The following is a 19,260-nucleotide window of genomic DNA, read 5'->3' on the forward strand; positions in this document are numbered from 1 at the left end:
GACGGTCCCTTTGCTTCCTCCCGCTGGCCCCCATTGTTTACCTCAATATTCTACCTTGCCTATAACAATACTAGGGATTATAATAATAGCAATCATTAAGGGGAGAACCTATTGGAATTGGCGGTAACCAGTATTAAGGTCTTCTGCATCTTACTATATTATGGGGAAAGGTGGTCAAAATGAATCTGCAAGAACGTGAATTAATGGATGAAATTCTATATCTTAAAAATAAAAATTCCATCTTTATATTAGCTCACTTCTACCAACGTCCTGAAATTCAAGAAATAGCTGACTATGTAGGTGATTCATATTCAATGGCTGTGGCTGCACGGAATAGTTCTATGCCGGTTATCCTGGTAGCAGGAGTCGATTTTATGGCGGAGACGGCGGCAATTTTGTGCCCTGATAAGACTATTCTTAGTCCAGAACCGAAGGCAACCTGTCCTATGGCTAACCAGGTTAAATTAAATGATATTATCGAATATAAGAAGAAAAATCCAGATGCTGCGGTGGTAAGTTATGTAAATACACCTGCAGCGGTGAAAGCATTAAGTGATGTTTGCTGTACTTCTTCCAATGCTTCCCGTATTATCTCAAAATTAAAACCAGATCAAAAGGTGCTGTTTTTGCCGGATCGAAATCTGGGGCAGTATGTAGTAAACCAGTTGCATAGGGACCTGGATACTTATCCTTCCTGTTGCCCCATTCATGATTGTGTAAAAGCAGATAATATAAAAACACTAAAAAGTCAGTATCCGGAGGCAGCAGTACTAGTACATCCAGAGTGCCGGCCAGAAGTGCAGGAGTTAGCAGATTATGTAGGCAGCACTGCCGGAATAGTTAGCTATGCCCGAGAGACTAACCATCAGGTCTTAATTATCGCTACAGAATGTGGTATTTTCCATACTATGAGCACCAGTTGTCCTGATAAACAACTAGTGCTGGCCTCGGAAGAACTTATTTGTCCAAATATGAAGAGTATTACGCTGGAAAAAATTCATTATTCCATCTTAAACAGGGAAACAGTAGTTACAGTTAGTGAAGATGTTAGGGGGCAAGCCTTAGAAGCACTGGAAAAAATGATTGAGTGGTCGGAAAGTTGACAGAGGCAGTTAAATAGTTTTAATTAAAGTAAAAGTATAATGTACTAAAAGAATTGAGGTATAGAGTATGAAATCTCTGGTTTTAGCGGAAAAGCCTAGTGTGGCTCGGGAAATTGCCCGGGTTTTAGGGTGTAACCATAAAGCCAAGGGTTATATGGAAGGCCGGCGGTATGTAGTTACATGGGCTTTGGGACATTTAGTCACTCTGGCCGAGCCTGATGATTACGATACTAGATTAAAGGAATGGCGTATGGAGGATCTGCCTATGCTGCCGGAAAGGATGAAGCTTAAAATCATACGTCAGACTGCCCATCAGTTTCGGATAATAAAAGACCTTATGAAAAGAAAAGATATCAAGGATATGGTGATTGCTACTGATGCCGGGCGTGAAGGGGAATTGGTGGCCCGGTGGATTATGGAAAAGGCTAACTGGAAAAAGCCTTTTTGGCGCCTATGGATCTCATCACAGACAGATAAAGCTATCCAAGAAGGTTTTACCCGTTTAAAACCGGGTTCAACCTACAATAATTTGTATGCTGCAGCCGTTTGCCGGGCAGAAGCTGACTGGCTTATAGGACTTAATGTTACCCGGACCTTAACCTGTAAGCACAATGCCCAGCTTAATGCCGGACGGGTTCAGACTCCTACTCTGGCCATGATTGTAAACCGGGAAAATGAGATTAAGCAATTTGTGCCGGTTGACTACTGGACTGTAAGGGCTGATTTTGGCAGTTACTTTGGTGACTGGCGTGGTCCAAATGGTAATCGTTTTTATGACCAGGCCCAAGCGCGGCAAATCGAGGCGCAAATCAAAGGTCAACCAGGACGGGTCAAGGAGGTAAAGACGGAAGCCAAAAGCGATCCTTCGCCACGGGCTTATGATCTGACAGAATTACAGCGGGATGCCAATAAGCGCTTTAGCTGGTCAGCCCAGAAAACCTTAGCCGTGTTGCAGAAATTATATGAGCAGCATAAACTAGTGACTTACCCCAGGACCGATTCCCGCTACATTACCAGTGACATCGTGCCCACGCTGGCGGCCCGTTTGCGAGGCATGGGGGTGGGACCTTATGCAGCAATGACCCGGCCACTTCTGGGGAAACCACTCCAACCTGGTAAACGTTTTGTCGATAACACAAAGGTGACTGATCATCATGCCATTATTCCCACGGAACAGCCTTTAAACCTGACGGCTTTAAGTATAGAAGAAAAAAGGCTATACGACTTGATTGCCCGCCGCTTTCTGGCGGTATTGTACCCACCTTACCGTTTCAATCAGACTACTATTATCACAGAAGTTAATGGAGAGAGATTCTATTCCCGGGGCAAGGTTGAAACTGATCGGGGCTGGCGGGCGGTCCAGATGGGGGCTGAAGAACAGAGGAAAGCTGTTGAAGATAAGGTACCTGAACAGACTTTAACGGCTCATCATAAAGGGGAAAAAGTTCAGGTTAAAAACTGTAAAGTGAGTAAACATAAAACCCAGCCTCCGGCGCGCTTTACTGAGGGCACTTTGCTAACCGCTATGGAAAATTGCGGTAAGCTAGTAAGGGATGAAGATTTACGCGAGTCGATTAAAAGTAGTGGGTTAGGGACCCCGGCAACCCGTGCTGAAATAATAGAGAAACTTATTCATACCAGCTATATTGAACGACATGGTAAGGAATTAGTGCCAACTTCTAAGGGGGTCCAGCTCATTAATCTGGTGCCTCCAGCTCTGCGAACCCCTGAACTTACTGCCCGGTGGGAACAAAGGCTTACTGATATAGCCGGAGGGCAGGCTAATAAAACAAGCTTCATGTTGGATATTCGTAAGGATGCAGCTCAACTAGTGCAAAGCATCCGTGCTTCTACCACGGTTTATAAAGCAGACAACATCTCCAAAACTAAATGCCCCTTGTGTGGTCGGTATATGCTAATAGTTAATGGAAAGAGGGGTAAAATGTTAGCCTGTCCTGATCGCTCTTGCGGTTACCGTCAGCCGGAAAAGGGTGATCCATTTGGACGGGGAAGAAGTTCCAGTCGTGCCACGCAAAAGTTAATAAAGCAGTACAGTGACCAAGAAGATCTGGGCACTAATCTGGGGGAACTTCTTAAGGCAGCTCTGGCTGAAAAACAAAACTACTCCAGGGATGAGTAAGCCGGAGGATAATACTGCGCAAAAGAAGGGAAAATGCTTTTTTATGTAAAATTTACAGCCCTGGGCGGATCAAGGGCTGTACTTGATAAGAAGTTTTAAAGATGCTCTACACCGGTACTACAGTGGTTGATACAATCATTTAAGGCATCGTAAGCTAAGCCAAATTCCTGTTTAGTTTTGGAACTGGTTGATTTCGAGTTAAGTGTCTCAATATCTGCTTTGGCATTATTTATATGAGAGATACATGATTCTAATATTCTCCTTTGATCCATTGACTCACCTCCTTTCATAAATAGTGTTATCTACTAATGCAGGTATTATTCTGGCTGAATACAAGTTAGCGGAAGTTCATAAACATTCGGTTATATCCTGAAAAAAGGAACCTTCCTGTGAAATACAGGAAGGTTCCTTTAAAAATTTTAAATTAAAATTTTCTGACTCGATTTTTATGTAATTTTATGCGTCGGTTTCTAATATAACTGACCGCAATTATGAAGGCGATAAAAACTTTAAACCCCCAGGGAATCTGACCTACGCGACCGGCCAGGTTAAGACGGGGGACATCATTAGCCGCTAATAAATCCACCTTTTTAAGCAGCTTTCCATCTTCAAAAATCAAGGTTTCTCCAACTTTCTGACCGCGTTTGACTGGTGCTTTAAGGCGAGAATCTAGTTCCTGATGGCGGCTGAAGGAACCACCCCGGATTTTGGGATAAATGGCATTTATCTCTTCTGCGACCACTGCTTCCACCTGTTTAACTACTCCGCCGCGGACTTTAACTGTACCGCAAACGGTTCCTTTATCTATTATGTGCATGGCAGAATAATGGTCGAAGCCATAGTCCAATAAGGTCATAGCATCCTGGGTGTGTCCACCCCGCATGGGGCAACCCATAACCACCACAATAAGCCGCAGATTATCACGTTTTGCGGTAGCAACCAGGCAGTTTTTAGCCTCGGAAGTGTATCCAGTTTTCAAACCATCTGCACCTGCATAGCGCCAGAGCAATCTATTACTGTTAGAGATTACATATTCACCCTGACGAAGATTATGCTGCTTTAAAGAAGTATAATCGGTGATAGAAGTGTTAGCCAGAGTGTATTTGGCCAAGAGGGCCATATCATAGGCCGAACTATAATGACCATCTGCTGGTAAGCCGTTGACATTTTTAAAGAACGTGTCCTTCATACCTATTTCCCTGGCTTTTTGATTCATTTCTTCTACAAATGCGGTTTCACTGTCGGCGAGATATTCCGCTACAGCTACACTGGCATCATTAGCTGATGCCAGTGTCATACCTTTTATCATATCGTCTAGGGTCATTATTTCCCCTGGCTCAAGGTAGATGCTTGTTCCCTCCATGGAGCAGGCGTATTTACTGCTAACTACCTGATCATTTTTATCGGCCTCACCCTCATCAAGTGCTTCCAGGGTAAGAAGTAGGGTCATTAACTTGGTCATACTAGCAGGAGGTAAACGCCGATGTGGGTTTTTGGAGGCTAGTAATTTCCCTGAATCAGCATCCATTAACACATAGGCCTGAGCGCTTATAGTATCAGCAGGTAAGGTATCAGCCCTGGCGGTGCTAGGCGCTGTAAAAAATAAACACGCTACGGTCAGCAGCAGTAGATAAACAAGATAAGATTTTTGTGACATAATTTTGTACTCTCCAGTAAAAAAATTAACATTTCTATTATAAGCTATTTAATTTTTAACCGGAACCATGCTGTTTCTGCTGGTGGAGATTATGTCACTTGCCTATACACTTGCCTATAATAGTCACCCAGGCGGGGGAAGTGGATTGTTACCCTGGTGTATTTTTTAAACTCGGATTCTATTGTCATCTCATGGCCCAGTTTACGGGCCAGGCTTCTGGCCAGATATAGGCCCATACCCGTAGATTTGCTGAAAATCCTGCCATTATAACCGGTAAATCCCCGGTCAAAGACCCGACCAATATCTTCGGCTTTTATACCTATTCCGTTATCAACGATTACCAGTCTTTTCTCTTCAGTATTCTCCTCAGCGTAAATGCTAATTGACCCTCCTTCATGGGTATATTTAAGGGAGTTACTTAAGACTTGACTAAGAATAAACATCAGCCATTTTCGATCAGTTAGCACCATAATATCGATACGATCTATAGTGATGCGGATCTTTTTACTGATAAAAGTTCGGGCATGATTTTTTACCAGTTCATTTATGAGAGGTTTCAATTCGTGTTCCTGGATAAAATAATCCTTGGCAAAATCGTCCCTGCGGGCGTAGTAAAGAACTTGTTCTACCAATCCGTCCATACGAACCAGTTCTTCCTCCAGGCTATCCAAAATGCCATCTGGGCATTTGCCCCGGCTATTTTCAATCAGCAGGTGGCTGGTAGCCAAAGGGGTCTTGATTTCATGAACCCAGCTGTTTGTAAACTCCAGGTCCTCTTTGCGCTGTGTATAGAGTTTTTCTAAATAGTTTTTTTGTTCTAGATAGATTTTCTCCAGTAGTTTTCGATACAGCCTTTGTTCATATGTACCAGGGGTAGGCATGGTATGGATAATTCCACCAGGGTTTTCTTCCAGGCTTTTTTGAAATTGCCGGTAAAACTGCTGTTTGAATACAAAGCTCCCCAGAAGATAAATAATAAAAAGGAATAGTGCCACACCATTAATATATATGACATTATTCATGTTTACCCGTCCGCCCGGGTCGAGTGAAATTACCGCCGTGACAAAGAACATCAGTAATAGATAAAAGAGAATTAGATATTTTCGGTCCAGTAGATACTCATATAGTCTCATGGAATAATATACCCCTGCCCCTTTCTGGTATGAATGAAATCTTTAAGACCAATTTCCAATAGTTTGCGGCGCAGACGGTTGATGTTGACAGTAAGTGTATTATCGTCAACAAAATTCTCATCCTCCCATAAACCTCGCATTAATTGATCACGACTTACTACTCGCCCCTGATTCTTCATTAGCATATAGACTATTTTAAACTCATTGCGGGTCAGCTCAACAACTTCTTCCTGGTATTGCAGATGATTATTCTTCATGTTTAGTACTACTCCATTATGTTCAACTGCCAGGGTTTCAGAATCAACATATGAATAGGTTCTACGTAAGAGAGCCTTAATTTTGGCTATTAATACCTCCAGGGAAAATGGTTTAATGATAAAATCGTCACCGCCCATATTAATCGCCATGATAATATCCATATTACTGTCCCGAGAAGAAATAAATAACACGGGTACTTTGGATAATTCCCGTATCTTACTGCACCAATAAAAACCATCAAAGGCAGGCAGATTAATATCCATTAAAACCAGGTGAGGCTCAAAGCGTAAAAATTCCTGAATAAGCTCATTAAAATCTTCTACGGCTCCTCCCGCAAAGCCCCATTTGTTAAGATTTTCAAGAATGATATCCCTCAGCTTAGGATCATCTTCCACTAACATGATTTTAAACATTAGCATCCCTCAGTCAGCTTAGCTGTTTTTAATCATTGCACAGGTTTTTGGATATGTAGTATCCCGTTACAATTCCAGACTATATATTATTTCTAGCCTTCTTATCTCTTTTTAAGATAGCACATTCCAGGAATATTGCATCTTACAAAAATGTAAGGAATTTAAGAGCTTTTGTTCGCTTTATACATGGATGTAAATTCATATTAAGGATAAGATTCTTTATGAAGGCCTTCATAAATTCGCATTCATTAAAGGAGATCAAGGCAATGAATAATGTACTGGAAGTCAGAAACTTGCAAAAGGTATATGGGACAAGGGGTAATCTTTACCCAGCCCTGGAGGGGATAGATCTGCAGATACAAGAGGGGGAATTTGTTGGAATTATGGGACCTTCCGGTGCCGGTAAAACTACCCTTCTAAATTTGATAGCCAGCATAGATAATCCTACTAGGGGCAGCATCATTATAGACGGAGATAACCTGGTAACCATGGATGAAGCACAACTGGCCAGGTTTCGCAGAGACAAGCTGGGTTTTTTATTTCAGGATTTTAATCTTTTAGATACCCTCACTGTAAAAGAAAATGTGGTTTTACCATTGGCTCTGGCCCGGATACCGATTGATGAAATCGAAACCAGGGTAGGTCGAGTGGCTAGACCCTTAGGTATTCAGGACATATTGGCTAAGTACCCCTACGAAATATCCGGTGGCCAAAAGCAAAGAACTGCTGCTGCCCGGGCTATTATTCATAATCCCCGATTAGTATTAGCTGACGAACCTACCGGGGCACTAGATTCCCGAGCCTCAACTGAACTTCTGCAATGCCTGGCTGATTTGAATAAAAGCTATGCTACTACTATTATGATGGTAACCCATGATGCTTTTGCTGCCAGCTATTGCCAGCGTATCCTGTTTATAAAGGATGGAGTTTTATTTAGTGAATTGGTACGTGGTGCAACCCGTAAGGATTTCTTCCATAAAATTCTGGATGTACTGGCGGTACTGGGAGGGGATAACCGTGACTTTATTTGATTTAACCTTAAGAAATATAAAAAATAACTTTCAAACTTATTTTCTCTATTTTTTATCTATGGTATTTAGTATTTTGGTTTTTTATATATTTAATTCCGTTAATTATAATGGACAGGTAACCCAGGCCGTCGGTAGTAAGATGAAATTCCTCTTGTCTTTTGGCTCATTTATGACTGCGGTATTTTCAGCCATATTTATGGGCTATTCTAATGCTTTTTTCACTCGCAGGAGAAAAAAAGAAATTGGTCTTTATACCCTTCTGGGTTTACAGAGGAAACAGGTTGCCAAAATGCTCTTTTATGAAAATCTGATAATGGGTATAGTAGCTTTGGTGATGGGCATCTTTCTGGGCGGATTGTTTTCCAAACTTTTTGCTATGTTGTTACTAAGTTTAATGGGGAAATATATACAGGTGGATTTTTTTATTTCTTCCCAAGCGGTGCTTAATACAGTGCTAGTATTCATGTTTCTATTCCTGCTCATTTCCTGGCATGCTCACCGGATCATTTATCGCTTCCAGCTGGTGGAGCTGTTTCATGCCGAACGGCAGGGCGAAAATAAACCCCATACCTCAGTTTGGCTGGCCCTTTTATCTATATTGTTAATAGCTGGAGGATATATAGTAGCATTCCATCCGCAGTTGGTATTTTTATTTCCAGTATACGCTATGGTCGTACTAGGGCTGGTTGTTAGCGGGACATTTGCTTTGTTTAAGTCGCTTTCCGTGTTTGTCTTGCAATTGGTACGCCGCAACAAGCAGTATTATTACCGGGGTATGAATATGATCGGTATATCTAATTTATTGTACCGGATTAAAAGTAATGCCACCATGCTTGCTACCATAGCTATCCTTAGTGCCACTACTCTTACTGCAGTGGGGATGAGCTACAGCTTTTACTTCGATATGGAGGAGGACCAGGAAAATTATCTACCTTTTAGCTATGTCTATATGGAAAGTGAAATAAATAAAGATAGCCAGGTAGATGCTATTATTGATCGTTATCCCCAGCATAGGATGCTGGCTGATGTAAAAGTGCCCTACCTAGAACTTAGTGGCAAGATATCTGGCAAGACCGGTTTTCACCGTACTGCTCAAATTATATCGGAAAGTTCCTACCGGGAACTGATAAAAGCTCGTGGTCTAAAACCAGATATTAAGTTAGAAAAACCGGGTGAGGCTATCCTTTTTACTCAAGGCAATGTCTCCGCCCTGCGGGGTTATGATTTTATCGTTGGAGCTAATAGTCCAGTTAAGCAGAAATTTTATATCACTGAAGCTAAGCCTTATTTTCTTATGAACACCATGTTTTTTACCCTGGTGGTAAGTGATGAAAGTTTTAATCAGATGAGCCAGGAGCAACAACCAGTCGTAAATAGAGGTATTATAGTGAAACAAGCAAAAGAGAGCGCAGAACTTACCCGGGAACTTGATCGGAATTTCGATCTGCTATCCTCATCTTACGATGCCTATAGAGAACAGCAGGAGTTTAATGGTATGATGATATTTGTCGGAGCATTTGTGGGGTTAGTATTTTTGCTGGCTACGGGAAGTATTATCTATTTCCGACAATTAAATGAAGCCAGTAAGGATCACATAAACTATAAAATTCTGCGCAAAATCGGGGTGAGTCACCAGGAGATTCGTTCCTCCATCGCCCGTCAGGTTATGGCAATTTTCCTTTTCCCTTTATTGGTAGGAATTGCTCATGCGGTTGTGGCTTTATCGGTTCTGGGGAACCTGCTTTACAAAAATCTTACTATCCCCATAGCAATTACGGTGGTTGCTTATACCTTAATTTATTTACTTTATTATCTGCTTACAGTTAAATCCTACAATCAATTGGTAAATGCTACTGGCCAGTAATAAGGAACCGGAAGGTTCGGGGGCTACTTTGGTACGGGAACTAACCCCAGGAGATGAAAGAATAAGTTACTGGGTGGTTCCGGCAGGGCAGCAGAGGTAAAACGATAACTAATGCCTTGCTGGTAAACAAATTAGGCTTACTTTGATATTATATTGAGATATAATATACAGTATCTCGTATTTAGGAGGTTTGATTATTCTCGCTATAAGCAAGCATAATCTTATTGGCAAGATATAGTTTGGCAATTATACTAAGAGCATATCACCCATATACAAGGATCTATATAACCTTCCTCAATTATCTTACGTAGTTTAGATAATTGCTGCTTCAGTATTAGGGTATATTAAGAGGGGACCTGCCTGCAATCGTAAAACTACATATTTTTATAAAATCGAACAAAGTATTCTTTAAATAGGAGGCTGTTTTATGAATAAAGTTGAAAAGGCGCTCATGCATGCATTGTTTGTTCACCTGCATCATAATACTGACAAGGCGATCGATTTTGGTCTATTTAAACAGCTCAATCAAAAAATTGACCAAATGTGGCCTGGGGCTTTACTGATAGGGCCTGATGCTAATGATGATGCTGCCGTAGTTAAAATTCCTGATACCGACTGTTTTATTACTGCTAAAATGGAAAGCCACTGTTCACCTTGTGTACCCCGTCCTTATGATGCAGCAGCAACCGGAGCCGGAGGGGCGATGAGAGATGTTGTAGCCATGGGGGCTAGGCCTATGTTCTTGTTAGATTTTATTGGCACCCGTCCGCTAGAAGAAGAAGTCATTGTAGGGCCATGTGGCTTCGAAGGAAAGTGTACTTGTGGTAAATGTGAAATAATGACTAGTAAAGATAGAGTTAACCTGATGCTTAAAGGGATAGCTGATATGTGTGAAAGTATGGGAGTTTTTGTAGTAGGAGGAGGATTTTCTACTTCCTTTAGTGATATTGTTCCGGCAACGGTAGTTTCGGTTATCGGTAAACAAGTCACGGAAAAACCCCTTACTAAGCCGGCTAAATCCTCAGGAGACAAAATTATTATAGTCGGGGAAACGGGTACAGATGGTAATGATACCCTGTATAGAGCAGGTTTAGTATCCTCTATGGAGCCGGCTATTGCTTGTTTTAAAGAGGAGAAACTTACTATGGAGGCTACTTTAGCTGCTTTCACTACCGGAAAAATAAAAGCTTGTTCTGACCTGGGAGCAGCCGGCATAGGAGCCGCTGTATGTGAATCGGCTCGCTTTGGAGGACTGGGAGCCAAAATACAACTTGATAAAGTTCCGGTGAAAACAGGTAATATAACCCCGGAAGAAATTTTTATTTGTGAGACTCAAGCCCGTATGCTGCTGCAAGTGGAGCCCCAGGATGTTGATGAAGTATTAGAGGCTATTCGCAGCAAAAATGGTATTACAGCCGTAATTGGTGAAATTACTGACCAGGATCATAGTATCTTTGAATACCAGGGACAGGTTATAGCTACTATACCAAATAAACCGTCTGCAGAAGTTCTTCAGGAGCTGATGGCTTAGGAATAATAAGAGGGGCAAGAAGATAAATCTCCTTGCCCCTCTTGTAGTTACTACGGTCATTAATTACAGGGGAATAATTTTCATGATGCGGTTAGCGATAACCGTTAATTAAAATCAAAAAGGGTGGCGGCGATACTAACTCTCATCTATAAACCTAGATACGCCTTCTTAACATAAGGGTGGTTAGAAATTTCATCGGCCGGGCCTTGAAGACTGATGCGTCCATTTTCTAAAACATAGGCCCGTTTGCTTAGCCGCAAAGCTTGTTTAACATTTTGCTCCACCAGTAGGATGGTTGTTCCCTGGCTACTAATTTTCTCAATAATTTCAAATACAGTGCGTACCAGTAAAGGGGACAAACCTAAAGACGGTTCATCCAACATTAATATGCGAGGCATAGCCATAAGGGCACGTCCTATAGCCAGCATCTGCTGTTCACCACCACTTAATGTCCTTCCGATTTGGCTTTTTCGTTCCGCTAGTTTAGGAAGAAGTTCAAATACATATTCCAGATTCTTTTTGCGTTTTCTAATTGCTCTGGGCATAGATGAACCAACCAATAGATTTTCATAAACAGTTAGGAAGGGGAATATGCGTCTGCCTTCAGGTACCTGAACAATACCTAATTCAGTAATTTTATAGGGGGGGAGGGAATCAATCCGCACTTCATCAAACCAAATTTCGCCGCGCTGAACAGGAATAATTCCTGATATGGTATTTAACAAAGTAGTTTTTCCTGCTCCATTTGCACCTACAATACTAACTACTTCTCCTTCCTCAACCGAGAAAGATACGTCATTTAATACCATAACGTCTCCGTATCCTGAATTTAATTCCTTAATTTCGAATAACTTCATACTCATCACCTAAATAAGCTTTTATTACATCAGGGTTACTAGTCACTTCTGCCGGAGTTCCCTGGGCAATCTTTTTCCCATAATCGAGTACTACGATGCGGTTACATATAGCCATAGTTGCCTGTAATACATGTTCAATCATCAGAATGGTAATACCTTGTGCATTAATAGATTTGACTAGTTTTACCGCATCTTCTATTTCGGTGGCATTTAAACCTGCTAGCACTTCGTCTAGAAGCAGTAATTTAGGCTCAGTTGCCAGGGCTTTTGCCACCTCTAATCGTTTGCGGTCAGCCAGGGTTAAACTTTTGGCCAAATGATTCTTTTTCTTTTCCAGGCCAACTTTATAAAGAACCTCCCTGGCGACTTGTTCACACTTATTTCTATTCCGGGAGTGTACAAAAGCGCCTACCATAATATTTTGTAATACCGTCATAGCTGGAAAGGGTTTAACTACCTGAAAAGTTCGGCCAATGCCTTTCTGGCATACCTCGTAAGGGGGGAGGCCGGTAATATCATGCCCGTTAAAAAGGACCTTTCCTTTAGTAGATTTATATACTCCTGAAATAAGATTAAAAACAGTAGTCTTCCCGGCGCCATTAGGGCCTATTAAACCAACCGCTTCCCCTGAATGGACTTCCATGTCGAATTGATTTACGGCAATAAGCCCCCCAAATGTTATGGTAAGTTTATCAAGTTTGAGAAGGGTTTTATCCATTGGTTTCATCACCCCTTTGTTTAGGCACCTGTATAAAACGGTAATAGAAATTCTCTAGAATTTCAATGATACCCCGCGGTTTGTAGATAATGACCAGCATTACGATTATCCCATATATAAAGAGGTGTAGCCCCATAACCATTCCGCCAAAATAATAGCGAATTATTTCGCTAATAAGTGACAGGGTAATACCGCCTACTACCGGGCCCAGTACTGTGCTGCTTCCCCCTACGATAGTTAAAAATACCATTTGAGTTGACATTGATGCACCAGCTATAGCGGTAGGTTCTAAGTAACGGATTAGCATAGCATAGAATACACCGCCTAATGCGGTGAAAAAAGCACTTATGCAAGCTGCTGTCAATTTGGCCTTGCGTACATTAATGCCCAGAGCTTTAGCTGCATCCTCGTCTTCTCTAAGTGCCATTAAATAATAGCCCAAACGGGAATCTTTAATCCATTTGGAAATAGCCACAATTATTAATAACATAAACAGGGCGATATAGTAGTAGGGAACTTTGGAGATAAATTGAAAATACAGGGGAGCGTTACCTACCAGTTTAACGATTAGACCTTCGGCTCCCCCTACTCGTAATGAACCGATTTCCATGGTGTTTTCGATTAGAACTACCACCCCTTCAGAAATGGCCACTGTAGCCAGAGCATAATAAGCACCCCGTAAAGAAAAAGTTGGAAAGCCTATGATAAAGCTCATTGCTACTGCAGCAAAACCGCCTATAAACATACCTACCCATGGAGTTAGTCCAAATTCATTAAATAGTATTACGGTTACATAAGCTCCCACCGCTGTAAATACTCCATGACCTAATGAAAGCTGTCCAGCATAGCCGCCAATAATATTCCAGGATGATGCCAGGTAGGCCCATAATAAACAAACAGTCAGAACATGTAAGTAATATGGTTTTGTAACCAAGACTGGAATAATAAATGCAATGCCCAGTACTACAATTAATAAAATTGAACCTTTACTTTTTTTCCTCATGAATTTCACCTACCTACCACTCAAATGGGGATCCAAAAATACCCGAAGGTTTGATAAAAAGAACCGAAAGAAAAGTCGCATATACCAGCACAAGTGTAAGGGTTGCTGTCATATACTGAGCACCGATGGACTCAATTAATCCAATAATTAAGCCGCCTACTAATGCTCCGGGAACACTACCCAGGCCGCCTAATACCACGACGATAAAAGCCTTAGTCATAAAAACCTGTCCTACAGTAGGGTGCACGTAGTAAAAAGGAATTAATACTAAGGCTGCTACTGATAATAAAGCAGTCCCCAGGCCAAAGGCAATCGCATAGGTGTTGGTTATGTCGATCCCCATTAATGCAGATGTATTTCGGTCTTGCCCGGTTGCTCTTAGTTTGCGGCCCATTTCGGAGTATTTCAGGAATGCCCAGAAGAGAACAGTTACAACTAATGCGATTATGGCTGCGTAAAGACGAGCTGCGCTTAAAGTCACTGAGCCCAGGGCAATGGTGGAATCAGTAAAACTAGTTCGAACCATTACATAATCAGCTCCAAATATCATCAGCGCTAAATTTTCTAATACAACCGCTAAACTAGCGGTGAGCAAAAGAACACTTAAGGGTTCTCTAACGTCTTTTTGGGCATCGAGAACAGGTTTAATTAGGGCACGCTGACAAGCATAACCAAAAAAAAACATTACTGGGCCAATGATAACAATGAGAATATATGGGTTTGCTCCTGTAATGCTCCAAACCCAGTAGGAGAGCATCATTGAAAGCATAAGAAAGGCTCCATGGGCAAAGTTGATAATACGCATTATGCCAAATATAAGGGTAAGTCCCAAGGCGATGAGCCCATAAACTGCTCCCATACTAATACCATTTACTACTGCGGATAAAAAGCCCATTTTGCTAACGCCCCCTCTGACTAGGTTAGGGATGGAGTCTATCACATCCCTAACCATTAATTACTTAGATATTTATATCACTACTTCCAGCCGGGAAAAGGCCATACAATATCTACACCAGGTCTAGCTTCTTCTTCCGGCCATACAGTTACCCGCTGCATTTTTCCATCTATGTTCTGGAATTGACATATAACCAAAGGGGCATTGATCATTTGTCCAGTTTCATCGAAAACGATTTCTGAGGCATACATTTGGGTAATACCATCAGTAATTTTTGTTTCGGCGAGTGCTTTACGAATAGCTTCTGGTTCTGTTGATCCTGCTCTTTCTAGAGCATCTTTGATAACATACATAGCTGTATAGGCTTTAACAGCTTCGGCATTCATTCCATAGCCATACTTTTCCTGAAAACGTTGGTTGGTTTCTTTGGAAAAGGGACGGTTAACATCAGGTTCCCAGGTAGAAATATCAAAAAAATACTCACAGTTGGTACCAGCCAGGTCAAAATAGGTAGGGTCGGCAAAACCGCCACTGGTACCGATAAAAGCTAGAGGTTTGACCTTATGTTCCGCAAAAGTTTTCGTTAATAGGGCCGCATCGGATACATAGGAAACCATCATAATAATATCCGGGTTAAGTTTTTTTGCTTTTAGAACGACTGGGGTAAGGTCAGAAGAGTTGGTAGGATAAGGTTCCTTTAGTACGATTTCCAGGCCAGCTTCAGGTAAATATTTTTCCCATGCGCGTATGGCACCTTGACCCCAGGCCGTATTTTCATAAATCAGGGCTACGGTCTTGACGGGTGTACCAAATTTTTCTGACATTTCTTTTATAAATTTGGTCTGATCACGATTACGCCAACTGGTTTTTTCCGCCTGGCGAAAAACATATTTAAAATCTCTCTCGGTTATCATGTCTTCAGAAGGAACCGGCACGTAATAAGGAACCTGGTATCTTTCTGCTACTTCGGTAGAAGGCATAGCCACACCGCTTTGATAACAGCCGGTGATCAGACAAACATTTTCTTGGGTGATTAACCGCTCGGCTTCTGAAACCCCAGTGGCAGGGTCGCCCTTACTATCAGCATAAACCATTTTAATTTTTGCGCCGTCCAGAGACTTAATACCTCCTGAATTATTAATCTCTTCAACCGCCATATCACGGGCCTCCTGGCCAATTTTACCTAGGGGAGCGGCTGAACCGGATAAAGGCAGGATGTTTCCGATCTTTACTTCCTTGTCAGAATCTCCACTTCCTCCGCAACCAATCGTCAATGTTAACAATAAGCTCAAAATAACCATTAAGCTCAAAATGCGCGCGTATCTTCTTTTTAGCATATTTTTCGCCTACCTTTATTACATATTTTCTAGTCAACGTATGATTATCCGGTATATGGTTACAATTGGTTACCATAATCGTTTTACAAGTACACATCACCTCTCTAATCACTACGGATACATTTAATAAATAGGCGCTGCTTTTCAATTTAAAAAATGTTTCTAAGTCGTATTGACGGATTCATCATTATAAATAAGCAAAATAGATGCCAAAACCATAAAGTTATATAAAAACGGTTGGGAATTAGGAGGGGAGGACTCGCTTAAACCTCAGAACCATGAGCGTTACGGCCATTGTTAAATAAAATAATGAAGCAATAATAAAAAGTAACCAAAACGACCAATATCTATTAACATTGAACCCATAATGGGTCAAGTGAGGTAAATGAGGTTCGCAGTTGGGTTTTGGCATGTCTTATGATCTATTATGATATATAATAAATTTAATAGAAAATGGCGTTTTTTGTCGTGGCATTATTTTAACAAAGTTCTTCAGGAGGGGAAAATGGATTAATGCGTTATACTGATCTCGAGTTATTACCGGCAGTCATTGTCCATATAACTGATCCCTTACAGGCTTGTATACAGACCATGCAAGAAAGGAAAAGCTCTTTTTTGGTTGTTTATGCTGGTACCCATCCTATCGGCTTCATTACTCTTAACAAAGCTCTTTTATGCTTGCAAAATAGTCAATATATTATTCCGGTTTCAGAAGTATGTGACCGGAATTTACTTTGTGTTCAGCTTAATGATGAGCTTGATTATTTCATTAATAGTAGTGCTGGTTTGGCTGTTGTTTACGAAAAAGAGCACATGATAGGCATAATTAGTAAAGACAACGCCGCCAAACATATTTACAGCTATCTCAAAAAACTTGACGTGATAATAGAAGCTTCATTTGATAGTTTGTTTGTAACTGATGGTCAAGGACAGGTTTTGCGGGTTAATGAAGCTTATGCCAGAACTACAGGGATTCCCTTAGAAGAGATTGTAGGGCGGAATATGAGGGATCTTGTACAAGAAGGATATTATGACCGTTCCGCCACCCTCGATGTATTAGCTACTGGAAAGCCGGTTACCTTTACCCAAACTTTGAAAAGCGGCAAAACGCTACTAGTTACGGGAAATCCAATTTTTAATAATGCTGGTCAAATTGTACAAGTGCTTACCAATGGTAGGGATATCACTGAGCTGAACCGTCTTAGACAGGAAGTTGAGCATGTCATGGAGTTGAATTTGCATTATCAACGGGAACTACAACGAGTGCAATATGAAAACTCAACTGATTATGTTTTTGAATCGGAAAAAATAAAGTCTCTCTTAGATGTTGTAGGACGTTTAAGCCAGGTGGAATCTTCTGTTCTGATTCTAGGGGAATCCGGCGTAGGCAAGGAAGTCATTGCTCATGCTTTACACCGTTTAGGACCGCGCTCTGACAAGCCTTTTATAAAAATAAACTGTGCTGCTATACCGGATAATTTAATGGAAAGTGAACTTTTTGGATATGAAGGTGGTGCCTTTACTGGTGCCAAAAAAGAAGGAAAAAGAGGCTTCTTCGAGCTAGCTAATCACGGAACTCTTTTTTTGGACGAAATTGGTGAATTACCTTATATATTGCAAGCTAAGCTTCTTCAGGTTTTGCAAGATGGCGAAATTATTCGAGTAGGCGGGATCCAAACCATACCCATCGATGTTAGGCTAATAACCGCTACGAACCGAAATATCTGGGATATGATAGAACAAAAACGTTTTCGGGGGGATTTGTATTACCGTCTGAGTGTTGTTCCCATCTATGTTCCGCCTTTACGGGAACGCCGTGAAGATATTCCTCCACTTGTACAACATTTTGTGCAGATGTTTAATAAGAAATATGGTTTTAATAAAGAGATCCACCCGCAATTAATCGGGCGATTGATACATTACCATTGGCCAGGTAATATTCGTGAACTTAAAAATGTAATAGAGCGTTTAATTGTTACAAGTCCGGAAGAAGTAATAGAAACTTTTCCTGATTTTCTATTTTTACCCCAACAACATTCTCAGAATACAACCGATCTTTCTATTTATATAAATAGCGATCTTAAAACTATGGTGCAGGATTTTGAAAAAAGGATTTTAAAACAGTATATCGAGGTTCATTGTACATCTCGTAAAGTCGCACGGGCGCTTGGTATCAGCCAGACGAGTGCCGTTAGAAAAGCCCATAAATATGGATTATGCTTTAAATAAAAGGAAGCAGTTTATCAATAAAAAAGACCTGACCCAGTTTAGGTTCAGGTCTTTTTTATAGTATTTTTTTAAAAAACTTTAGCCATTGTATTTTATTATAAATAAGAAAAATAAATATAGAAAATAGCCTTCAAAAGCCTAACGGTAGGACTTTAACCGTTTTTACACTATTTATGTGCCCAACCCTCTGCTATAGGCATATTTCTAGGCATGAAAATTGCATGTCTATATTCAGGAATGCGAATGATGCAGGCAGGTTTAAGTCTATGATATAGACTTGGCATGTGGAGATCATCATGGTATGGGAGGTTTTCTGATAATGAAGTATGAAGGAAAGATAAAGAAGTGGAATGAACTGCAGGTAGGGGATTCAGCTAGTTTTACTAAAACGATGACTGAAACGGATGTGATTATGTGGGTGGGACTAACAGGAGATCTTAACCCCATTCATATTGATAAAGAATACAGTAAAACTACTCGATTTGGCGATGTCCTGGTTCCGGGAGTCTTAGTTATGGGGTTGATTTCTAATACCGTTACTCAGGTGACCTTCGGAAATGTCTATGCGAATCAGAGTGTTAAGTTCTTAAAGCCGGTATATATTGGAGATACAGTAACAGCAGTAGCTACTATTGTTGAAAAGTTGGAGAAACGTCACATGGTTTGTTTAAAAACCGAATGCTTCAATCAAAAAGGAGATTTGGTTATGGTAGGGGAAGGGATGGAGTATATCCTTTAAGCAACCGGTAACTTTAAATTCACCTTCGGAGAAGCTTTTGATAGCCGGGAACTTGTAGCCCGGCTATGTTGTTTTTGGATTAGTTACCAACATCCGGGCAAAATGTACTTTATAAAGAAGATTATGTTTATAACGTAATCAAGTGTACAGCCAATTTGCGAAATGCGGAATTCTTCCGGTTTATTAAATGTAATCGATTGAGCAGGGGGGGACTAAATCTCACCTGCTCAATTTGTTTGGGCGGTTATTTTCCTGTTCGAATGTTAGTGAATTATTAAATTGGGGGGAATAACATACTAGCAAAGTCATGGAAACCTAACCCAGACAATCATTAATAGCGCAGCAATGACAG

The 19,260-nt window shown here is 41.0% G+C and carries 16 protein-coding genes; 7 read left to right on the top strand and 9 right to left on the bottom strand.

What is annotated here, in order from left to right; genetic code table 11:
* Positions 1 to 179 precede the first annotated feature (179 nt).
* Entirely contained in the window at positions 180 to 1,103 is a 924-nt protein-coding gene (gene nadA, locus ACZ5Q0_RS12485; protein WP_446820360.1) for a quinolinate synthase NadA, read from the top strand.
* 67 nt (positions 1,104 to 1,170) lie between these two features.
* Positions 1,171 to 3,243 carry a DNA topoisomerase III gene (locus tag ACZ5Q0_RS12490; protein ID WP_446820358.1) on the top strand — a complete coding sequence of 691 codons (2,073 nt, stop codon included), beginning with the start codon at positions 1,171 to 1,173 and terminating at the stop codon, positions 3,241 to 3,243.
* A 95-nt stretch (positions 3,244 to 3,338) separates the two neighbouring features.
* Here the strand turns inward: ACZ5Q0_RS12490 and ACZ5Q0_RS12495 are convergent, their stop codons facing one another.
* From ACZ5Q0_RS12495 to ACZ5Q0_RS12510, 4 genes are all read right to left on the bottom strand, one after another.
* A complete protein-coding gene (locus tag ACZ5Q0_RS12495) occupies positions 3,339 to 3,515 on the bottom strand; it encodes a hypothetical protein (protein WP_446820356.1) in 177 nt (58 codons plus the stop codon).
* Between the two features lie 152 nt (positions 3,516 to 3,667).
* Positions 3,668 to 4,900, bottom strand: coding sequence for a D-alanyl-D-alanine carboxypeptidase family protein (locus ACZ5Q0_RS12500; RefSeq protein ID WP_446820354.1), 1,233 nt, complete (start codon positions 4,898 to 4,900; stop codon positions 3,668 to 3,670).
* A gap of 89 nt (positions 4,901 to 4,989) precedes the next feature.
* Positions 4,990 to 6,033, bottom strand: a complete 1,044-nt coding sequence (locus ACZ5Q0_RS12505; RefSeq protein WP_446820353.1) for a sensor histidine kinase — start codon at positions 6,031 to 6,033, stop codon at positions 4,990 to 4,992.
* A complete protein-coding gene (locus tag ACZ5Q0_RS12510; RefSeq protein WP_446820352.1) occupies positions 6,030 to 6,704 on the bottom strand; it encodes a response regulator transcription factor in 675 nt (224 codons plus the stop codon). The genes ACZ5Q0_RS12505 and ACZ5Q0_RS12510 overlap by 4 nt, the downstream gene beginning before the upstream one ends.
* Positions 6,705 to 6,970: 266 nt before the next feature.
* Between ACZ5Q0_RS12510 and ACZ5Q0_RS12515 the strand changes: the two genes are divergently transcribed.
* The 3 genes from ACZ5Q0_RS12515 (at position 6,971) to ACZ5Q0_RS12525 (ending at position 11,130) form a co-directional block, all read left to right on the top strand.
* Positions 6,971 to 7,735 (top strand): ABC transporter ATP-binding protein, encoded by a 765-nt coding sequence (locus ACZ5Q0_RS12515; RefSeq protein ID WP_446820350.1) that lies wholly within the window; start codon positions 6,971 to 6,973, stop codon positions 7,733 to 7,735.
* Positions 7,722 to 9,599: an ABC transporter permease gene (locus ACZ5Q0_RS12520; protein ID WP_446820349.1), complete on the top strand. Its 1,878-nt coding sequence runs from the start codon at positions 7,722 to 7,724 to the stop codon at positions 9,597 to 9,599. Before ACZ5Q0_RS12515 ends, ACZ5Q0_RS12520 begins: the two co-directional genes overlap by 14 nt.
* Before the next feature lie 427 nt (positions 9,600 to 10,026).
* Entirely contained in the window at positions 10,027 to 11,130 is a 1,104-nt protein-coding gene (locus tag ACZ5Q0_RS12525; protein ID WP_446820348.1) for an AIR synthase-related protein, read from the top strand.
* Between the two features lie 146 nt (positions 11,131 to 11,276).
* Here ACZ5Q0_RS12525 and ACZ5Q0_RS12530 read toward each other — a convergent pair whose 3' ends face one another.
* The 5 genes from ACZ5Q0_RS12530 to ACZ5Q0_RS12550 form a co-directional block, all read right to left on the bottom strand.
* Complete coding sequence (locus ACZ5Q0_RS12530) at positions 11,277 to 11,987, bottom strand: ABC transporter ATP-binding protein (RefSeq protein WP_446820347.1); 711 nt, start codon at positions 11,985 to 11,987, stop codon at positions 11,277 to 11,279.
* On the bottom strand, positions 11,968 to 12,705 hold the full coding sequence (locus tag ACZ5Q0_RS12535) for an ABC transporter ATP-binding protein (protein ID WP_446820346.1): 738 nt from the start codon (positions 12,703 to 12,705) through the stop codon (positions 11,968 to 11,970). Before ACZ5Q0_RS12535 ends, ACZ5Q0_RS12530 begins: the two co-directional genes overlap by 20 nt.
* Positions 12,698 to 13,708: a branched-chain amino acid ABC transporter permease gene (locus ACZ5Q0_RS12540; RefSeq protein ID WP_446820345.1), complete on the bottom strand. Its 1,011-nt coding sequence runs from the start codon at positions 13,706 to 13,708 to the stop codon at positions 12,698 to 12,700. Before ACZ5Q0_RS12540 ends, ACZ5Q0_RS12535 begins: the two co-directional genes overlap by 8 nt.
* Positions 13,709 to 13,721: 13 nt before the next feature.
* The gene (locus ACZ5Q0_RS12545) at positions 13,722 to 14,603 is read right to left on the bottom strand and encodes a branched-chain amino acid ABC transporter permease (protein ID WP_446820343.1); all 882 of its coding nucleotides are present in this window, start codon (positions 14,601 to 14,603) and stop codon (positions 13,722 to 13,724) included.
* A gap of 80 nt (positions 14,604 to 14,683) precedes the next feature.
* On the bottom strand, positions 14,684 to 15,940 hold the full coding sequence (locus ACZ5Q0_RS12550) for an ABC transporter substrate-binding protein (RefSeq protein WP_446820342.1): 1,257 nt from the start codon (positions 15,938 to 15,940) through the stop codon (positions 14,684 to 14,686).
* Between the two features lie 513 nt (positions 15,941 to 16,453).
* On the opposite strand from ACZ5Q0_RS12550, the gene ACZ5Q0_RS12555 reads away from it, so the two are divergent.
* Positions 16,454 to 18,169 (top strand): sigma 54-interacting transcriptional regulator, encoded by a 1,716-nt coding sequence (locus tag ACZ5Q0_RS12555; RefSeq protein WP_446820340.1) that lies wholly within the window; start codon positions 16,454 to 16,456, stop codon positions 18,167 to 18,169.
* A gap of 319 nt (positions 18,170 to 18,488) precedes the next feature.
* Positions 18,489 to 18,908, top strand: coding sequence for a MaoC family dehydratase (locus tag ACZ5Q0_RS12560; RefSeq protein ID WP_446820338.1), 420 nt, complete (start codon positions 18,489 to 18,491; stop codon positions 18,906 to 18,908).
* The last annotated feature ends 352 nt before the right edge of the window (positions 18,909 to 19,260 follow it).

The sequence above is a fragment of the Syntrophomonas erecta subsp. sporosyntropha genome, assembly GCF_055395365.1.

Coding starts and splice junctions, on each gene's coding strand:
- ACZ5Q0_RS12525 (WP_446820348.1), top strand. CDS start 10,027: ATGAATAAAGTTGAAAAGGCGCTCATGCATGCATTGTTTGTTCACCTG.
- ACZ5Q0_RS12495 (WP_446820356.1), bottom strand. CDS start 3,515: ATGGATCAAAGGAGAATATTAGAATCATGTATCTCTCATATAAATAAT.
- nadA (WP_446820360.1), top strand. CDS start 180: ATGAATCTGCAAGAACGTGAATTAATGGATGAAATTCTATATCTTAAA.
- ACZ5Q0_RS12500 (WP_446820354.1), bottom strand. CDS start 4,900: ATGTCACAAAAATCTTATCTTGTTTATCTACTGCTGCTGACCGTAGCG.
- ACZ5Q0_RS12510 (WP_446820352.1), bottom strand. CDS start 6,704: ATGTTTAAAATCATGTTAGTGGAAGATGATCCTAAGCTGAGGGATATC.
- ACZ5Q0_RS12540 (WP_446820345.1), bottom strand. CDS start 13,708: ATGAGGAAAAAAAGTAAAGGTTCAATTTTATTAATTGTAGTACTGGGC.
- ACZ5Q0_RS12555 (WP_446820340.1), top strand. CDS start 16,454: ATGCGTTATACTGATCTCGAGTTATTACCGGCAGTCATTGTCCATATA.
- ACZ5Q0_RS12550 (WP_446820342.1), bottom strand. CDS start 15,940: ATGCTAAAAAGAAGATACGCGCGCATTTTGAGCTTAATGGTTATTTTG.
- ACZ5Q0_RS12530 (WP_446820347.1), bottom strand. CDS start 11,987: ATGAAGTTATTCGAAATTAAGGAATTAAATTCAGGATACGGAGACGTT.
- ACZ5Q0_RS12560 (WP_446820338.1), top strand. CDS start 18,489: ATGAAGTATGAAGGAAAGATAAAGAAGTGGAATGAACTGCAGGTAGGG.
- ACZ5Q0_RS12515 (WP_446820350.1), top strand. CDS start 6,971: ATGAATAATGTACTGGAAGTCAGAAACTTGCAAAAGGTATATGGGACA.
- ACZ5Q0_RS12490 (WP_446820358.1), top strand. CDS start 1,171: ATGAAATCTCTGGTTTTAGCGGAAAAGCCTAGTGTGGCTCGGGAAATT.
- ACZ5Q0_RS12535 (WP_446820346.1), bottom strand. CDS start 12,705: ATGGATAAAACCCTTCTCAAACTTGATAAACTTACCATAACATTTGGG.
- ACZ5Q0_RS12545 (WP_446820343.1), bottom strand. CDS start 14,603: ATGGGCTTTTTATCCGCAGTAGTAAATGGTATTAGTATGGGAGCAGTT.
- ACZ5Q0_RS12505 (WP_446820353.1), bottom strand. CDS start 6,033: ATGAGACTATATGAGTATCTACTGGACCGAAAATATCTAATTCTCTTT.